This window comes from Allorhizobium sonneratiae, from assembly GCF_023700755.1.
Classification (GTDB): Bacteria; Pseudomonadota; Alphaproteobacteria; order Rhizobiales; family Rhizobiaceae; genus Allorhizobium; species Allorhizobium sonneratiae.
The window spans coordinates 35,482-52,431 of record NZ_JAMKOJ010000005.1; the positions used below are offsets into that span (position 1 = coordinate 35,482).

The following is a 16,950-nucleotide window of genomic DNA, read 5'->3' on the forward strand; positions in this document are numbered from 1 at the left end:
ATTTTTCTGATAATGGATGCTCTCAATTCGAGAGCTGGTCTAAAATCTTTATCCAGAGCCGGTTTGTAAAGAAGGCAGTTTTCAATCCCGTGGTTACAGAAAGGGAACCGATGAACGAGATGCGCTCAATACGGCCCGATATCATCAGGAAAATAGCGCCCGAACTGTGCCCGGTGCGCACGGTGATTGCTCATATCGGCGACAAGTGGTCGACGCTGATCCTGTCCCAGTTGATGAAGCAGCCGCATCGTTTTGGCGAATTGCGCCGCGCCGTTCCCGATATTTCCCAAAGAATGCTGACGCAGACGTTACGTGACCTGCAACGGGATGGCTATGTGGAGCGCGAAGTGTTTGCCACCAAGCCGCCCAGCGTCGAATATCGTCTGACGGAGCTTGGCAGATCTTTGGTTGGTTCCTTGCAGCATCTGGTGGATTTTGCCTTTACCAACCACGACCGGGTTTTGCAGGCCCGGGCGCGGTTCGATGCGGAAAACGGATGATGTAAGCCTCACGCCTTTTGCGGGCGCTCCGTCAGAATGAGCAGCAGCGATCCTAGCGGGAAACACAGACCCAGCCAGCAGGTGAGCGTCCAGCCGCCGCTGGCATAGGCCCAGCCACCGACAGCCGACCCCAAGGCGCCGCCGAGAAAGAAGGTGGCCATGTAGAGGCCGTTCAGCCGGCTGCGATGTTCCGGGGCCATTGAATAGATGATGCGCTGGCCGCTGACCAGATTGGCCTGTACGCCAAAATCCAGCAGAATGGCAGAGGCTGTCAGGGAGATCAGGCCGAAGACGGGCGAAAACGCCATGCTGATATGGGCGAGCAAAAAGGACAGGATGGCCAGCACCATGGCACCGATGGAAACGGCGCGGGTCAGGCCTTTGTCAGCCAGCCGCCCGGCAATCGGCGAGGCGATGGCGCCTGCTACGCCCGCCAGCGCAAACAGCGCGATGCCGTTCTGGCTCAGATGAAAAGCGCTGCCGGATAAAAGCAGCGGCGAGGTGGTCCAGAACAGGCTGAAGCCGCCGAACATGCCGGCCTGATAGAGGGCCCGCCGTTGCAGCACATGATTGGTGCGGGCGATATGGGCCATGGAGTGCAAGAGTTGCGCGTAGCCCATCTGGCCATGTGGCTTCCTGCGCGGCAGGCTGACAGCGGTGAGGGCGACGAGGCCGATCATGGCAATGGCGGAAAGCCGATAGATCATTTCCCAGTTCGATGCTTCGGCCACGAAACTGGCAACGGGCCGTGCCAGCATGATGCCGCAGAGCAGGCCGCTCATGACATTGCCGACGACGCGACCGCGCTTTTCCTCACTGGCCATGCTGGCGGCAAAGGGCACAAGCACTTGCGCGACGGTCGAGACAAGGCCGATGGCAAGACAGGCGAGAAGAAAAAGAAAAGCAGTTGTGGCAAGCGAGGCCGACCAGAGCGCGACAGCAGCAATGACCAGCATCGCAATGATCAGACGGCGGCTTTCCATAAGGTCGCCCAGCGGCACCAGCAGGATCAGCCCGAGGCAATAGCCGATCTGGGTGAGGGTGACGATCAGCCCCGTGGCGGCGGGGGTGAGGTGAAGATCGCTGGCGATCAATCCCGCCAGCGGCTGGCTGTAATAGAGATTGGCGGCGACGAGGCCGCAGGAAAGGGCAAAAATAAAGGTCAGCAGGGGCGAAAGCGCTTCGTCCGCGCCGTGCCTGAGCAAGGTCCGGGAAAGGGGCATCTCTTTTTCTTTCAGTTGGCCGGAGGGGAGGAGGTCTCCGGATGAAGGGTCAATTCAATAATGTCATTGCGGTGTCGACCACGGCCAGCATGGCCGCATGGCCGGGATCGGTCTTGCCCACCACGCGCATGCCCATGGTCAGGCATAAAAGCGTCATGCTCATTGTTTCTGCATCGATGTCTTGTCGGATCGAACCATCTTCCTGGCCAAGCAGGATCATGCGCTTCAGCCTGTCCCGGTTGGCCTCAAAGGTTTTGGCGATATGCGCGCCCGCATCCGCATCGAGCAGGGAGAGGTCATTGGCGCCACCCACCACCAGACAGCCGCGCCTGCCCTCCTCGCCAAAGGAATGGTCGGCATAATGGTCGAGAATGCCGCGCAGCTTGTCCCGACCGGTTTTCAGGCCGGAAATGCGCGCCATGATCATCCGGTTGCGCTCAGACCAATACCGGTCGAAGGCCGCCAGAAACAGACCACGCTTGTCGCCATAGGCCTTGTAGAGGCTGCCCGCCGTCAATCCTGTCGCCTCGACCAGATCACTGATGGCGGCAGCCTGATAGCCACGTTCGGAAAAGACTTTCAGAGCCGCATCGAGCATCTGATCCGGGTCGAATTCGCGTGGGCGGCCGGGGCTGCGTTTTGTTTTGATATCCGTCATGGGAGATTAAATAGGATATGATCGTTTCCAAATCAAGCAAAAAATCAGCGGCCCCTCCAGGTCGCTGAAAAATCTCAAGAAAACTGATTGGATCAGGCCGATTTTTTCAATGCTGTCTGGCTGAGGGAAAATTCGACAGCCGCCTGACAATGTATTGTTGTGGAATCGAAACCAGGCAGAACCAGCGCGTTCGGGTCGAGCAGCAGGCAGATTTCCGTACAGCCGAGAATGACGCAATCGGCCCCTTCGGCTTTCGCCTTGTCGATCACGGTGAGGAAGGCATCGCGCGAGGTATCCTTGATCTCACCGGCGCAAAGTTCGTTGAAGATCACGTCATGCACCATCTGCCGGTCTGCGGCATCCGGCACCATCGGATCAAGCCCCAATCCGCGCATACGATCGGTATAGAACCCGTGTTCCATCGTGTATTTCGTCGCCAGCAGCAGAGGACGAGCGTACCCGGCCTGTTTGATGGCGGCAGCCGTTTCATCGACGATATGGATCAGCGGAACCCGCACCCGTTTCGCCACGGCATCGGCAATCAGATGCATGGTATTGGTGCAGATCAGCACGCAGTCGGCGCCGGCGCGCTCCAATGCGGCAGCAGCGTCGCCCAGCGCCTTTTCCGCCAGATCCCAGCGGCCCGCTTTCTGCAGGGCGACGATTTCGGCAAAATTCACTGAGCGCATGACGAGATCGGCAGAAGAAAGACCGCCGCACTGTTTGCGCACCGCCTCATTGATCAGGCGATAATAGACCGCCGAGCTTTCAAAACTCATACCACCGATCAGACCGATCATCCGCATTTTGCTCATCCCGTCATGCTGTTGATGTGATGCCTTCATAGTGCAGCAAAGAGGAAGCAGGCGGTGTGCAAACTTGCCAGAATTTTGCGTGTTATGCGCATCTCCATTGCGCAGAAAAATTCTTCTGTGCACAATAGATGCGTTAAAGGTGAGATTTTTCGGAGAGACGCGCGTGCTGGACGAAAGAGACCGGAAGATTCTGGACTGTCTGCAACGGGATGCAACCCAGCCGGTGGCGGAACTGGCCGATAAGGTGGCGCTGTCGGCTTCCGCCTGCTCGCGGCGCATTCAGCGGCTGGAGGAGGCGGGCTATATCGAGCGGCGGATTGCCGTGTTGAACCGCGACAGGATCGGCGTACCGACCACTGTTTACGCGCTCGTCAAGACCGCCCATCACAGCGACGAATGGACGGAGGAGTTTCGCCGGGCCATCAGCGATATTTCCGAAATCGTCGAGGCGCACCGGTTGACCGGGCACCACGATTATATCCTCAAAATCGTGCTGCCGCGGGTGGAGCATTACGATGTCGTCTATCGCAGGCTGGTGCGCCGCATCGAGCTTTTTGACGTGTCCGCCTCGATTTCCATGGAAACGATGAAAAGCGGCAGCGCGGTGCCGGTGGATTACGCATCATGACCTTTATTGCGGCGCGCCGAGCGTTGTATCCGTCTGACATTGTTTGAGCGGCAATTGCTGGAAACTGTAGATGGCGGTAATGCGCTGCACCCCGTTTTCCGTCAGCGTATCCACTTTCATGCAGGCGCAGGCATAGCCGTAATCGCCGTTGGTGCGCACATATTGGCCGGTAGAGAGATCGCCGATCTTGTCCATGCCATCCGGTTCATCCGGTGATCCCTGGGTGAGAATGGTCCAGCTGCCTTGCGCGTCGTTCAGCCAGTAATTGCCCGGTGTCGGATTGACGATCCAGCCGCAGCGTTTTTGCGGTGCAGCCTGTCCCTGTGTCGTGAAAAGCGCAAGGGCCGGGGCAAAGGCAAGCGTGGCGATCAGAAAACGGAAGCGCATGTCATCTCCTTTCGTCTTTTGGTTTTGGCATCCCCATTGGTCTGTCGGCCATGATGGCGCCAAACGGATTCTTTTCATTTAAAGCAAACTCCTGCTTGACGGGGAAATCGATTCCGCGTTAACAAGAACCGTACCGTACGGTACTTTCTTTGGGAGCGATCCGGTGACGACAGAAACCATGAACACGGCGGAATTTTCAGCCCGGCAGAGCGCCGTTCTGACGGAAGCGCTGCGTCTTCTGGTGGAGGGCGGCGACAAGGCGCTGACCACGGCTGGTCTGGCGCGTGCGGCCAACTGCTCCAAGGAAAGCCTGTATAAATGGTTTGGCGACCGCGACGGTCTGCTTTCGGCGATGATTTCGTTTCAGGCGAGCAAAGTACGCACCTTTGAGCGTGCGGGCGAACGGCTGACGGCCCAGAGCCTGACAGAGCATCTGGAAGTTTTCGGCTGCGATCTTCTGGAGGTGCTCGCCGGTGAGGTGTCGCTGGCGCTGAACCGTCTTGCCATCGGCCAGACCAGCCGCGACGGCTCCAAGCTTGGCCAGATGCTGTTGGAGCGCGGCCGCCGTCAGATCGACCGACGCGCCCGCGCCCTGCTTGATGCCGGTCGCCGCGACGGTTTCCTGCGCTTTGACGATGGCGAGGAGGCCTATCGCACGCTTTACGGTCTGATCGTCTCGGATCAGCATGTGCGGATGCTGCTTGGCGAAAAGCCAGACAGCCGAAAATTTCCAGCGCGCGCCCGCAAGGCGGTTGCCGCTTTTTTGATGTTGCATGGAACGGAAAAAGCCGCTCCGGCATGAGACCGTCATTCTGACGGTCACTGCTCTTCACTCGTTCACAAACACGGACATAGCATAGGGAAGGATACACGAAATGCGCGTCTATTACGATCGTGATGCCGATTTGAACCTGATCAAATCGAAGAAGGTTGCCATTATCGGTTATGGGTCTCAGGGTCGCGCCCATGCGCTGAACCTGAAGGACAGCGGTGCCAATAATGTGGCCATCGCCCTCAAGGCCGGTTCAGCAACCGCCAAGAAGGCTGAAGCCGATGGCTTCAAGGTCATGACTGTGGCCGAAGCTGCCGCCTGGGCCGATCTGATGATGATGGCGACGCCGGACGAATTGCAGGCCGACATCTACAAGGCCGAGATCGCGCCGCATATCCGCGACGGTGCTGCCATTGCCTTTGCTCATGGTCTCAACGTGCATTTCGGCCTGATCGAGCCGAAGGATACGGTTGACGTTGTCATGATTGCGCCGAAGGGTCCTGGCCACACGGTGCGCGGCGAATATCAGAAGGGCGGCGGCGTTCCCTGCCTCGTTGCCATCCACAAGAACGCTTCCGGCAATGCACTGGAACTGGCTCTGTCTTACGCCTGCGGCGTGGGCGGCGGCCGTTCCGGCATCATCGAAACCAGCTTCAAGGAAGAATGCGAAACCGATCTGTTCGGCGAGCAGGTCGTTCTCTGCGGCGGTCTGGTCGAACTGATCCGTGCCGGTTTTGAAACCCTGGTTGAAGCCGGTTACGCTCCGGAAATGGCCTATTTCGAGTGCCTGCACGAAGTGAAGCTGATCGTCGACCTGATCTATGAAGGCGGCATCGCCAACATGAACTATTCGATCTCCAACACCGCCGAGTGGGGCGAATATGTCACCGGTCCGCGTATCATCACCGCTGAAACCAAGGCGGAAATGAAGCGCGTCCTGCACGACATCCAGACCGGCAAGTTCACCTCCGACTGGATGCAGGAATATCGCGCCGGTGCCGCCCGCTTCAAGGGTATCCGCCGTCTGAACGACAGCCACCAGATCGAGGAAGTCGGCGCCAAGCTGCGCGGCATGATGCCGTGGATCGGCAAGAACAAACTCGTCGACAAGGCCCGCAACTAACAGCGGCTTGCCGACCCCCGCTTCATGCTGGCACGCCTTCGGCGATGCGGGAGATCGGCAAGAACAAACTCGTCGACAAGGCCCGCAACGAACAGCGGCTTGCCGATCCTCTTTTGCTTTTTGCGTATCTCAGAGGGCAGGGATCGGCAGCATTGAAATGGAAAAACTGGCTATCCGGCCAGTTTTTCCTGAATGGCAGCCTCGAAGGCTTCGAGGCTGGGCAAATAGCGCAGACCTTCGCTGGCCTGTTCCCCGGTCCAGGCCGGTCCGCCGATCCAGATTTCGGTCCTGTCAGAAACGCTCTGACGAATATGCGATATCAGGTTGACCACATGGGCAGGTTTTCCCACAGTGGCCGCAAGACAGACGATATCGGCGTCTGCTTTTGCCGCCGCATCGGCAATATCTTGAGCCGGCATGTCGGGACCGAGATAAAGCGTGTGGACACCGTGTGCCAAGGCCAGCACTGTTGCAATCAGCACGCCCATTTCATGCATTTCACCTTCAGCCGTGCAAAATACAATGCGAAGCCGCCGGTGTGGGGCGGGCATTAATTTCATGCTGTTGCCAAGCAGCCAGCGGATCGAGGCGGAGACAAGATGTTCGCTGGCGACGCTCATCGATTTATTGGCCCAGCGTCTGCCGACTTCCCGCATGAGCGGCAGAACGATCTGCCGTGAAAAATCCACCGGGCCCAGGGTGAGGAAATGGGCATTCAAGATACGGTCCATTTCCACATTATCGAGACTTTCAATGGCGCTCAAAAGTGGGCCGAAGCTTTCCACCTGGCCTCTTTCGCTCAGCATGGCGCGCAAGGCGTTCTGATCAAGATGCGCGATCTTGCCGATGCGGTGACCCGAATCCGTCAATAGTTTGAGCAGTCGAAGGCGCATAACCTCTTCGCGGCTATAACGTCGACGGCCAGTTTCGGATCGTTCCGGTGATACAAGGCCAAAACGGCGCTCCCAGGCATGAAGAACCAACTTGGAGAGTCCCGTAAATTCCATGGTTTCCCTTAGGGTGAAAAACTCTCGCGATGGCGGTGTCCTGTCCATGATTTCCCTTCTAAAGATATGCTAGATGCATAATATAAGAAGTTTCTGTATATTTCATTGACTGAATGTCAGGATTCCAGATTGACTTGTTTTTAAGGATAAATTGCCACCGGACCGATGATATGAGCAAGCCTCGTGACGCAAACGATAGGATGAATATCAGAATGTGCTTTATATATGATTATCTATATATTCAACTGGAACATGAAATCTGCATGTAAGAATATGTTTTTAAAAAATCGCTGCAAAGCTGGAGCTTCCCGGCACCATGTCGATTTTCGTTTTTAACCGTTAACTGTCAAAGACAGGAACACATGCGGTATCTCCACATGGAATTTTTTTAGTAATATTAAATATACCTTTTGATTGCATAGTCCTGCCTATTGTCAGTTTCATACACCGCCTCTTTGGTGATCGATCCTGATCATCACTGTGTCCTGCAGTGAGTGGTTCTCCTGCATCATTCCTTCAATCGAGAATGGTGAAGGGGCACATTCAGCAGCGTTCTTAGACTGTTACTGCGTCTTTATGGGGGCTAAACCAACTCATGCCGGCGCCGATCAAAGGGTGGGGAAATATGTCCTTGTTAACGTTGCGGGGTGATGCGCAGGCTGAAGTTGACGCCATGCGGCGGTCCCAGGCTGTCATCGAGTTCACCCTGGATGGGATCATCCTCGACGCGAACGAAAATTTCTGCAAAGCGCTGGGTTACAGTCTTTTAGAAATCAAGGGAAAGCATCACAGTATTTTTGTCGATCCGGTAGAGGCGAAACAACCGGAATACAAGCTGTTTTGGGATAATTTACGAGCAGGGAAGTTTGATCGGCGCCAGTACAGACGCATCGCAAAAGATGGGCATGACGTCTGGATCGAGGCATCTTACAACCCGCTTTTGAAAGGCGGAAAGCCCTATAAGGTGGTGAAATACGCCACCGATATAACCGCTGCTAAGCTGAAGGCACTGGAAGATGACGCCAAGCTCAAGGCGCTGTCTGCATCGCAGGCGCTCATCGAATTTGCATCCGATGGCACGATCCTGACGGCAAACGAAAATTTCTGTACCGCACTTGGCTATCAGCTGTCCGAGATTTCCGGTCGCCATCACCGCATGTTTTGCGACCCGGCCTATGTCAAAACCTCGGCCTATGAGGATTTCTGGGCAAGGCTTGCAAGAGGCGAAGTGGCAGCGGGGGAATTTTGCCGCATTGGCAAGGCTGGAAACGATGTCTGGATCCAGGCATCTTATAATCCTGTGTTTGACAGCAGGGGCAAGGTTTACAAGATCGTCAAGATTGCCACGGACGTGTCCTCACGCATGAATGCGATCTCCGAAATTTCCAGAGCATTGAGAGCCCTGTCAGCTGGTGATCTGACCATAGCGCTGGACAAGCCGCTGGTCCCGACCATGGAGGCATTGCGCCACGATTTCAATGACACCATCACCGGCCTGCGTTCCATCATTCAAAATCTCATGGCAAGCGCGGACAACCTGACATCCAGCGCCGGTGAACTCAGTATAGCTTCCACCGATTTGGCCAAGCGAACCGAACGCCAGGCCGCTTCGCTTGAGGAGACGGCGGCGGCGATGGAAGAGGTGACGAACACAATCAAGGACTCCTCTCAGCGCGCTGCCAATGTGGGCAGGCTGGTGGAAGACATGCGGGCCCATGCCGCTCATTCCGGTCACGTGGTTCAGGATGCTGTCAGCGCCATGAGCGCTATCGAGCAGTCGTCCCGCCAGATTTCCAGCATTCTCGGCGTGATTGATGAAATTGCGTTTCAGACCAATCTTCTTGCCTTGAATGCGGGTGTTGAAGCGGCCCGTGCCGGTGAGGCGGGCAAGGGCTTTGCCGTGGTGGCGCAGGAAGTGCGGGAACTGGCTCAGCGTTCTGCGTCTGCTGCCCGCGAAATCCGGCAATTGATCGGTACCTCTGCCGCTCAGGTGGAGCACGGTGTTGAACTGGTGGCCAATACCGGACAATCGCTTGAGAAAATCGTCGCTCAGGTCCAGCAGGTCAGCGAGAATATCAATGTCATCATCCACAGCGCCAGCGAACAGTCCGGTTCGCTTGGCGAAATCAACACATCTGTCAACGTTATCGATCAGGAAACCCAGAAAAACGCAGCGCTTGTCGAGGAACTGACGGCGACAACCGTGATGGTCGGAGAAACCGTCGATGCCTTGCACGCGGTCATTACACGCTTTCACCTCAGTGAGGCGGCCCAGCAGGTCAGGCATGGCAGGGCTGCGTAAAGCCTGACAGCAGTGCCCCGCCATTTTGTTGATCCGGACCCCGGGCAAAACCAGGTGGCTGCTTCGGGTTATGTCATAAGATTGCAGTGCAGTATGGACATGATTGTGCTACTGCGGATTTACCCCTGAACGCGGAATCGATGTCGTGGGGAAATGCGCAGCAGAATGCAAAATCTTACAGTGTCCCTTGCGCGTCTTGCAAAAAAACGCTGGCACTTTAAGTGTTTGCCAGCCGGAATGCAGGAGATCGAGTGATGGCGCCCTTTACGCACCGTAACGTTCTGGAGACGAAGGCCGCAGACGATCATCAGCACTGGCCGCAGGATAATGACGTTTTCAAACTTCACCGTCTTGAGTTGTCGATATCGACGGATGAGCATCCCTTTCATCGCGATCATGCCGATGCTGCACGCCGCAACTGGGTCACTGAAGTTGCGGCCAAGCCCGCGCTTTTCGATGGAAAGTTGATCCTGTTCAACAGCCTGACCATAAGTGAGGGGGAGATTGAGGGGGTCGGACATGTCATTCCCTATTCCACCTATCTTTTCTGGCGAAAGCAGCCCGCGCCCTCAAGCGGCTATCATCTCTTTGGTTTTCCCGTGATCATGTCCAGCGACGGTGCATTGATTGCCGTGGAAATGGCCTCTCATACCGCCAATGCTGGCATGGTCTATTGTCCGGCGGGTTCTCTCGATCCCAGCGATATCGTTGCAGGACGGGTGGATGTAGAGGCGAATATGCGGCGTGAAGTGAAAGAGGAGACAGGGCTCGATCTTGTCGGTGCCCGTGTCGATCCGTTTCTTTATGCCTATCGCAGGGGCAGACGTGTGACGGTGTTCCGGCGCTTTGACCTGCCTTTGACGAGCGAGGAAATTTTCGCGCGGATTACTACTCATATGGAAACCGATCATGAGCAGGAAATTGCAAGGCCGCTTGCCATTCGCGGCGCTGATCCTCATGCCCATCCTTACAACCCGGCTATGTATCCCCTGCTTGATTACCTGTTCGGGTGAAAATGGGCGTCTCCTTGTCCAGCTTGTCGTGCGAACATGATCGCCAAAGCTTGTTGAAAAATACCCCGCCTCGCCGGGGCGAGAGCGGGGCAAGGTGGGCGCATGATCGCAAACGCGGGAGGATGACGTTTTCGACAGTGTCTGCGCCGGGAACAACCGGATATGAACGTTTCAACGCCCTGCCGCCTCGTATAATGCCGGACAGGTCGATACGGATGTGCAGCATCATGCTTTTCAGCAAACGCATCATGCTGGTATGGGCGTAAAGCGAAAATTTTTAAGCGCGTATCGGTGCGATAAACTCAAACACGAAGGGACGCTACTCAGGCATATTGTCCAGATCACGTGCGGCGAACATGCGTTCACCGAATGTGTTCCAGAAATTGTTTGAGGCAATTCCTGACGCGAAACCGGACTCCACTTTCGCTAGAGTGGGCCTGTCCTGATTTCTTTCATTGATTGTATTTCTGTTTTATGCAGAAATAAACTACAAGATTTTATCGATTATTTTATCTGTTGCGTCTGTTATCGCTGAAACACATGCGCCACACGTAGAGCGATTATCCGGACACGCCATAAAGCTGCTGAAAGCGGTATTTCAGCAGGCGCATGAGCCGGGCATCATAATTGATGGCCTCAATCCGGTCGAAGCGCAGTTGATCCTCATCCTGTTCTTCACTGACCTTGTCCGTTACGGCGACGATTTTTTTCTGCAATGCCTGACAGTTTGGGTAGGAGGACAGGGCCATCAGACGGCGGTCGAGATCGCGGGCGTGTTGCACGGCGATTTCGGCATGGCGGGCCTCGTGCCGGCGGATGTCGTAATAGATCGTGTCCCAGACCAGCGCCAGATTGCGTGAGGCATGGCGGCGGTTGATCCAGCGCGGGATGATGATCTCGATGGACACGGTGACGCGAGATCTGCCGATTTTGCAGCTGTCAGGCGTCCTGACATAGGTGAGGGTGCCGCCAAAGCGGATGCGCGCCGCACCGGGATGTCGCCCGGCTGAATTGCTGGTATGGGGTCCCTTACTCTCCAGTTCCCGGTCGAGTTCTTCGGCTGTATGTCCGCCAATGCGAAAATAATGCATGGATTTATGCACAATTGTCTGGGCATTGGCGCTGCCAGACAAGACATAGAGAGCGATCAGTGGCAGCAATGCGCGACTAAGATGTCTTGAAACCATTCCGGGGCGGCTCATGCGATTGAATTTGAAAGTAGATTGCGGCAAAGAACCCGGAAGGTCAAACATCTCCTTTCAGGATGGTCAATAGTAGAGCGCCCGTCATCCTTTTGAAAGGCGGGAATCGTCTGTCTGATCTTTGGACAGCCGCATTTGAAAAGAAGTGTGAAGGACGGCATAAGATGAGACAAAGGCTCTGGCGGCTGGCGCATGGACGCGAGATTGCGTTGGCAGAACGCTCCCGGATCATGGCAATTGTCAATGTCACGCCGGATTCCTTTTCCGATGGTGGACGCCATGCAACTCTGGAAGCCGCATTTCGCCATAGCCTTGGCTGTCTGGAAGACGGGGCCGATATTCTCGATATTGGTGGCGAATCGACGCGACCGGGCGCTTCGGATGTCAGCCCGGCAGAAGAGCAGGACCGGGTGCTACCGCTCGTCAGTCGTCTTTCAAAAGAAACCGATGCGCTGATCTCGATCGATACCTATCGGGCAGAGACCGCCGCTCTGGCGATCGCCGAGGGAGCCCATATCATCAACGATGTCTGGGGCCTGCAACGTGAGCCCGCCATCGCCGACGTTGCGGCGAAGACGGGTGCAGGGATTTGCATCATGCATACCGGGCGAGGACGCACCCCGCTTTCTGATCCCATTGAGGATCAGCGGCAGTTTTTTGCTCGTTCGCTGGAGATTTGCAAACAGGCCGGTGTGAGGGCGGAAACAATCGTGCTCGATCCGGGATTTGGCTTCGGCAAGGAAACGGTTGAGGCGAATATGGCGCTCATGGCCCGTCTCGATGAACTTCAGGAATTGGGTTTTCCCTTGCTGGTCGGCACATCGCGCAAGCGGTTTCTGGGCGCGCTCACCGGGCGCGAACCGCAGGATCGGGACGTGGCCACGGCCGCAAGCTCGGTGCTGGGGCGCCTCAAGGGTGCAAGCCTTTTCAGGGTGCATGATGTGTGCAGTAATCGCGATGCTCTTGCCCTTGCCGATGCGATGGTGCAGACAGGCTGTCTCAAACAGAAAGTGCCGGACCATGGCTGAGACCTATTGGATTACGCTTAAGAATTGTGGATTTTTTGCCCGGCACGGCTTTCACGAGCAGGAAGAGTTTCTCGGTCAGCGCTTTTTCGTTGATGCTGAACTGCAGGTGCGGTTTTCAACAGCACTCGAAACCGACGAACTCGCTGGAACGGTGGATTACGGCGCCGTCTTCAACGTCATCGAGGAACTCGTCACCGGCAAACGCCGCTATCTGATCGAGGCGCTGGCGCTGGATATCGCCAAAACGGTCTGTCAGCGGTTCGAGCCGATTGTGCGGGCCAAGATCACCGTGCGCAAACCCAGCGCGCCGATTACCGGAATGCTGGATTATGTCGAGGTCTCGGTTGAACATGCCTGTTGAGCCGCAGCCGGCAAAGGTGGCGCTTGGTCTTGGCGGCAATATAGACGATCCGGCCATGTCCATGCGCCATGCCTTGAAGGCGTTGGACAGTCGTGAGGAAACGCGCGTGCTGTCCGTTTCGCCGCTCTATCGTACGCCGCCCTGGGGAAAGCTTGATCAGGCCGAGTTCTTCAATGCTTGCGCCTTGATAGAAACCGCGCTTGCGCCGCAGGATCTGCTGCGCGTCTGTCTCGATCTTGAGCGCGCCATGAAGCGGGTGCGGCTTGAACGCTGGGGACCGAGAACGCTGGATATCGATATCCTGCTTTACGACGCCCTGACGATCGATGAGCCGAGCCTGCAAATTCCTCATCCGCGCATGCTGGAACGGGCTTTTGTTCTGCATCCACTGGCCGATATTGCCGCGGATTGGCGCGTCAAGGACAAAAGGGTCGAGGACTGGCTCAAGCAGGTGGATGATTCTGGCATTACGCTTTGGGATAAAAACAGCGATTGGTGGCGGGATTGAACGCCTGTTGCGGTCGTTTATGATGGACTTGTATCTTAAAGCAATGCCGCGTTTCATTGTCGCGAGAAAAGTATGAAGCGGTTTTCTGTCCCGAAACGCTCTAAACGACAAAACCGAGACCACTGGCCTCGGTTTTTATAGTGCGCGCGGTTGAAAGACTTATTTCGTGATCGAGCCGACCATCTCATGATCAATCTGCGGCTGGCGATCGAGGTGAAGACCGATCACCGGCACCATCTGATCGTCAACCTTGACGGAGATGGTGATATTCATCGCTTTCTCGCCTTCAAGGCTTGCCACCATGGCGCCATTCAGCTTGGAACGGTTGATGGCCATGACAGCACGACCATCATTGACCTGGCCGGAGATGATGTCGAGACCCTTGCCTTGGGCGCCATCGAGAAACTGGCCCTTATAGGTGCCGCTTTTCAACGCAATCACGGCATTCATTGGTTGAGAGAAGACGCCAACGCGGCAGGTGCCGCCAAGCTTAATGCCAGGATCACTGCCCTCGACCGGTTCTCCAGTCAGATTGCAATTGAACTTTGTGCCCTTGTATTTCCCGGCAACAATCTCACCCGGACCGCTCCATAAGCCGGCAACCGAATGAAAGAAGATCTTGTCCTTCTGTGCCGCCAGCGCAGGCTGGGCTGACACCAGGGCAATCGAGGCTGCGGCTAGGCTGCCGAGGGCAAACAGGGGGCGAAGCGACATCGGTTTTCCTTGGATGGTCACAGAAATCATTAAGACTCATTTACCCCCAATATGGTTAATATTCCATTTATTTTGGTCTGTCTATCTGAGCTGGTTGACGTCGGCAGGTGCCGGTCAAGGCCTGGTTGGGCCGTTACAACATGCTGGGAAAGTTGTATAATTTCTGCAATCGGCAGCGCGGGAAAGAGTGAATGAAACGACAGGTGCGTTAATTTTAAAATGGCAGGCTGTATCGCTGTCCGTAAAACATTGAAAAGCTCTAGGGTCAAAACTCAATCAGGATGGTTGTTCTGCAAGGCGTATTTTGTGTCTGAGTAGAAGGAAAGGTGCAGGAAATGCTCCCCATTTTCAAACCTTTCCGACGCCCGCAGGCACAAAATACGCCTTGCCCGAAGGGTTGAACGGGACGGGCCGCCTGATTGCGAACAATGCTCGACAAGGCCAACCGGCCTTGTCTTGCGCTTGTTCGCTGCCATACAATCCCATCCCGTTCAACAGAACACCCATCCTGATTGAGTTTTGACCCTAGGGCATCATTCCTGAAATCGGGTGAGATTGAAGGTGAAAATGATGCCGCAGGTTAAGTGTGTTACAGCGAGTTTTGTGCGCCATATTGGACGCACGGCGCTCTCAGGAATTATAGGTGCCGACAGAATCATGACATGCTGACGATAAAAACGGGGCACAAGGCGGTGATCTGTGACCCTTTCAGCGGTCGGATTTTTGAAAATAGACGCTTCGAAAGTTGTCCTGCTGAATAAAATTTTTGTTTTGATATATGAGTTTTTCTATTTTTAAAGCGATATGCTGTATTGAAGCGATCTCTGAATACTGGAATATTATTTTTTATTATTCCAGAAAATATGGATTTTTGAGTGTTATATTTTTCTAATTGATAGCTGTGTGGGTGGTATTTTCATTTTCGTCATGAGATTGTTATGCTTGCCGCAGATAATACATTCGTCTGAACAGGAAAGCTTCTGCGATCTGGCGATCAAGGTGTCTCGTGGGCGGACATATGTTGTGAGACTTTTCATCTTTTCATTTCAGCACGAAAAAAGGCGGCGAAATTCGCCGCCTTGTTTTTTGTCCCGCACCCGGATGTGAGAGCGTTTCCGTGTTTCACGGACATGTTCCAATATCGCCATGCATTTGGTGAACCGCACGGCGATAAGATGCTCGGTTTATTGCGGGCCGATCATCAATTCCGGACGCACGATGGCGTCGAATTCTTCATTGGTCAGATAGCCACCACCAACGGCTTCATCGCGCAGCGTCGTGCCGTTCTTGTGAGCGGTCTTGGCGATCTTGGCGCAGGTGTCATAGCCCAGCTTGCCGTTCAGCGCTGTGACCAGCATCAGCGAATTTTCGACACCCTTCTTGATATTGTCCTCGCGCGCTTCGATGCCGACAACGCAATTGTCGGTGAAGGAGACCGCAGCATCGCCGAGCAATTGCACCGATTGCAGGAAATTATAGGCCATCATCGGATTATAGACGTTGAGCTCGAAATGGCCCTGGCTGCCGGCAAAGGTGATGGCGGCCTGATTGCCGAAGATATGGGCGCAGACCTGTGTCATGGCTTCCGACTGGGTCGGGTTGACCTTGCCCGGCATGATGGACGAGCCCGGTTCGTTTTCCGGCAGCGCCAGTTCGCCGAGACCTGCGCGCGGACCGGAACCGAGGAAGCGGATATCGTTGGCGATCTTGAAGCAGGCAGCGGCAGCGGCATTGATTGCGCCATGGGCAAAGACCATGGCGTCATGGGCGGCCAGCGCCTCGAACTTGTTGGGCGCAGTGATGAAGGGCAGGCCGGTGATTTTTGCAATTTCTTCCGCCACCTTCTCGGCAAAGCCGACGGGTGCGTTCAGCCCGGTTCCGACGGCGGTGCCGCCCTGGGCCAGCTCGTAAAGGCCGGGAAGCGTGGCTTCAATTCGCTTGATTGCCGAGGCAACCTGGGCGGTATAGCCGGAAAACTCCTGGCCCAGCGTCAGCGGAGTGGCGTCCTGGGTATGGGTGCGGCCGATCTTGATGATGTGGGCAAAGGCCTTGGCCTTGGCGTCCAGTGCATCATGCAGATGCCTGAGGCCGGGGATCAGGTGATGAGTGACATATTCGGCGGCGGCAATATGCATGGCCGTCGGATAGGTGTCGTTCGACGACTGGCTCATATTGACGTGATCGTTCGGGTGGATCGGCTTTTTGGAGCCCATCACGCCGCCGAGCATTTCGATGGCCCGGTTGGAGATCACTTCATTGGCGTTCATGTTCGACTGGGTGCCGGAGCCGGTCTGCCAGACGACGAGCGGAAAATGGTCGTTGAGCTTGCCGTCGATGACTTCCTGCGCCGCCTTGATGATGGCGTCACCCAGAGCCGGATCAAGTTTGCCAAGCGCCATATTGGCGCGGGCGGCGGCCTGCTTGACGATGCCGAGCGCGCGCACGACGGGCAGGGGCTGTTTTTCCCAGCCGATTTTAAAATTACCGAGCGAACGCTGGGCTTGCGCGCCCCAATAGCGGTCGGCGGCGACGTCGATCGGGCCGAACGTATCGGTTTCGGTGCGGGTGGCGGTCATTGCTAACTCCCATAATCGGTTGCAAAAGGCGGGGCAGGCCGTTGCTGAAAAAGGATGGCCTTTTCCTTTGTCAGCCTGTCCGGTGTCGCAGAAAATGCGGTTTGCGGTCAGGCCGGCAGCACGGTCGCTTCAG

17 protein-coding genes are annotated in these 16,950 nt (G+C 55.7%); 9 read left to right on the plus strand and 8 right to left on the minus strand.

All coding sequences use genetic code 11. The annotated features are described in order from the left end of the window. Positions 1–110: 110 nt before the first annotated feature. On the plus strand, positions 111–500 hold the full coding sequence (locus NAC44_RS10715) for a winged helix-turn-helix transcriptional regulator (RefSeq protein ID WP_250940639.1): 390 nt from the start codon (positions 111–113) through the stop codon (positions 498–500). A gap of 8 nt (positions 501–508) precedes the next feature. Here the strand turns inward: NAC44_RS10715 and NAC44_RS10720 are convergent, their stop codons facing one another. The 3 genes from NAC44_RS10720 to NAC44_RS10730 form a co-directional block, all read right to left on the minus strand. Further along, on the minus strand, positions 509–1,723 hold the full coding sequence (locus NAC44_RS10720) for an MFS transporter (RefSeq protein ID WP_250940641.1): 1,215 nt from the start codon (positions 1,721–1,723) through the stop codon (positions 509–511). 49 nt (positions 1,724–1,772) lie between these two features. Beyond that, positions 1,773–2,381 carry a TetR/AcrR family transcriptional regulator gene (locus tag NAC44_RS10725; protein ID WP_250940643.1) on the minus strand — a complete coding sequence of 203 codons (609 nt, stop codon included), beginning with the start codon at positions 2,379–2,381 and terminating at the stop codon, positions 1,773–1,775. A gap of 92 nt (positions 2,382–2,473) precedes the next feature. Next, positions 2,474–3,187 carry an aspartate/glutamate racemase family protein gene (locus tag NAC44_RS10730; protein WP_250941081.1) on the minus strand — a complete coding sequence of 238 codons (714 nt, stop codon included), beginning with the start codon at positions 3,185–3,187 and terminating at the stop codon, positions 2,474–2,476. A 172-nt stretch (positions 3,188–3,359) separates the two neighbouring features. On the opposite strand from NAC44_RS10730, the gene NAC44_RS10735 reads away from it, so the two are divergent. Continuing rightward, on the plus strand, positions 3,360–3,824 hold the full coding sequence (locus NAC44_RS10735) for an Lrp/AsnC family transcriptional regulator (protein WP_250940645.1): 465 nt from the start codon (positions 3,360–3,362) through the stop codon (positions 3,822–3,824). Positions 3,825–3,827: 3 nt separating this feature from the next. Here the strand turns inward: NAC44_RS10735 and NAC44_RS10740 are convergent, their stop codons facing one another. Beyond that, positions 3,828–4,211, minus strand: coding sequence for a DUF4087 domain-containing protein (locus NAC44_RS10740; protein WP_250940647.1), 384 nt, complete (start codon positions 4,209–4,211; stop codon positions 3,828–3,830). A 178-nt stretch (positions 4,212–4,389) separates the two neighbouring features. Here NAC44_RS10740 and NAC44_RS10745 point away from each other — a divergent pair, with 178 nt between their 5' ends. Beyond that, entirely contained in the window at positions 4,390–5,013 is a 624-nt protein-coding gene (locus NAC44_RS10745; RefSeq protein ID WP_250941083.1) for a TetR/AcrR family transcriptional regulator, read from the plus strand. A 73-nt stretch (positions 5,014–5,086) separates the two neighbouring features. Further along, complete coding sequence (ilvC, locus tag NAC44_RS10750) at positions 5,087–6,106, plus strand: ketol-acid reductoisomerase (RefSeq protein WP_250940649.1); 1,020 nt, start codon at positions 5,087–5,089, stop codon at positions 6,104–6,106. A 170-nt stretch (positions 6,107–6,276) separates the two neighbouring features. On the opposite strand, the gene NAC44_RS10755 is transcribed toward ilvC, so the two are convergent. After that, positions 6,277–7,161, minus strand: a complete 885-nt coding sequence (locus NAC44_RS10755) for a MerR family transcriptional regulator (protein WP_274706861.1) — start codon at positions 7,159–7,161, stop codon at positions 6,277–6,279. Positions 7,162–7,738: 577 nt separating this feature from the next. Here NAC44_RS10755 and NAC44_RS10760 point away from each other — a divergent pair. Then, positions 7,739–9,415, plus strand: coding sequence for a methyl-accepting chemotaxis protein (locus NAC44_RS10760; RefSeq protein ID WP_250940652.1), 1,677 nt, complete (start codon positions 7,739–7,741; stop codon positions 9,413–9,415). A gap of 254 nt (positions 9,416–9,669) precedes the next feature. Beyond that, complete coding sequence (locus tag NAC44_RS10765) at positions 9,670–10,428, plus strand: NUDIX hydrolase (RefSeq protein WP_250940654.1); 759 nt, start codon at positions 9,670–9,672, stop codon at positions 10,426–10,428. Between the two features lie 560 nt (positions 10,429–10,988). Here the strand turns inward: NAC44_RS10765 and NAC44_RS10770 are convergent. Next, entirely contained in the window at positions 10,989–11,615 is a 627-nt protein-coding gene (locus tag NAC44_RS10770; protein ID WP_250940656.1) for a DUF922 domain-containing Zn-dependent protease, read from the minus strand. Positions 11,616–11,794: 179 nt separating this feature from the next. On the opposite strand from NAC44_RS10770, the gene folP reads away from it, so the two are divergent. Genes folP through folK form a run of 3 tightly spaced genes read left to right on the plus strand, consistent with a single transcriptional unit; the run spans position 11,795 to position 13,527 of the window. Then, positions 11,795–12,658, plus strand: a complete 864-nt coding sequence (gene folP, locus NAC44_RS10775) for a dihydropteroate synthase (RefSeq protein WP_250940658.1) — start codon at positions 11,795–11,797, stop codon at positions 12,656–12,658. Continuing rightward, on the plus strand, positions 12,651–13,019 hold the full coding sequence (folB, locus tag NAC44_RS10780; RefSeq protein WP_250940660.1) for a dihydroneopterin aldolase: 369 nt from the start codon (positions 12,651–12,653) through the stop codon (positions 13,017–13,019). The genes folP and folB overlap by 8 nt, the downstream gene beginning before the upstream one ends. Then, on the plus strand, positions 13,009–13,527 hold the full coding sequence (gene folK, locus NAC44_RS10785) for a 2-amino-4-hydroxy-6-hydroxymethyldihydropteridine diphosphokinase (protein ID WP_250940662.1): 519 nt from the start codon (positions 13,009–13,011) through the stop codon (positions 13,525–13,527). The genes folB and folK overlap by 11 nt, the downstream gene beginning before the upstream one ends. A 159-nt stretch (positions 13,528–13,686) precedes the next feature. Here the strand turns inward: folK and NAC44_RS10790 are convergent, their stop codons facing one another. Further along, a complete protein-coding gene (locus NAC44_RS10790) occupies positions 13,687–14,241 on the minus strand; it encodes a hypothetical protein (RefSeq protein ID WP_250940664.1) in 555 nt (184 codons plus the stop codon). Between the two features lie 1,184 nt (positions 14,242–15,425). Beyond that, on the minus strand, positions 15,426–16,817 hold the full coding sequence (fumC, locus tag NAC44_RS10795; RefSeq protein WP_250940665.1) for a class II fumarate hydratase: 1,392 nt from the start codon (positions 16,815–16,817) through the stop codon (positions 15,426–15,428). Positions 16,818–16,950 lie beyond the last annotated feature (133 nt).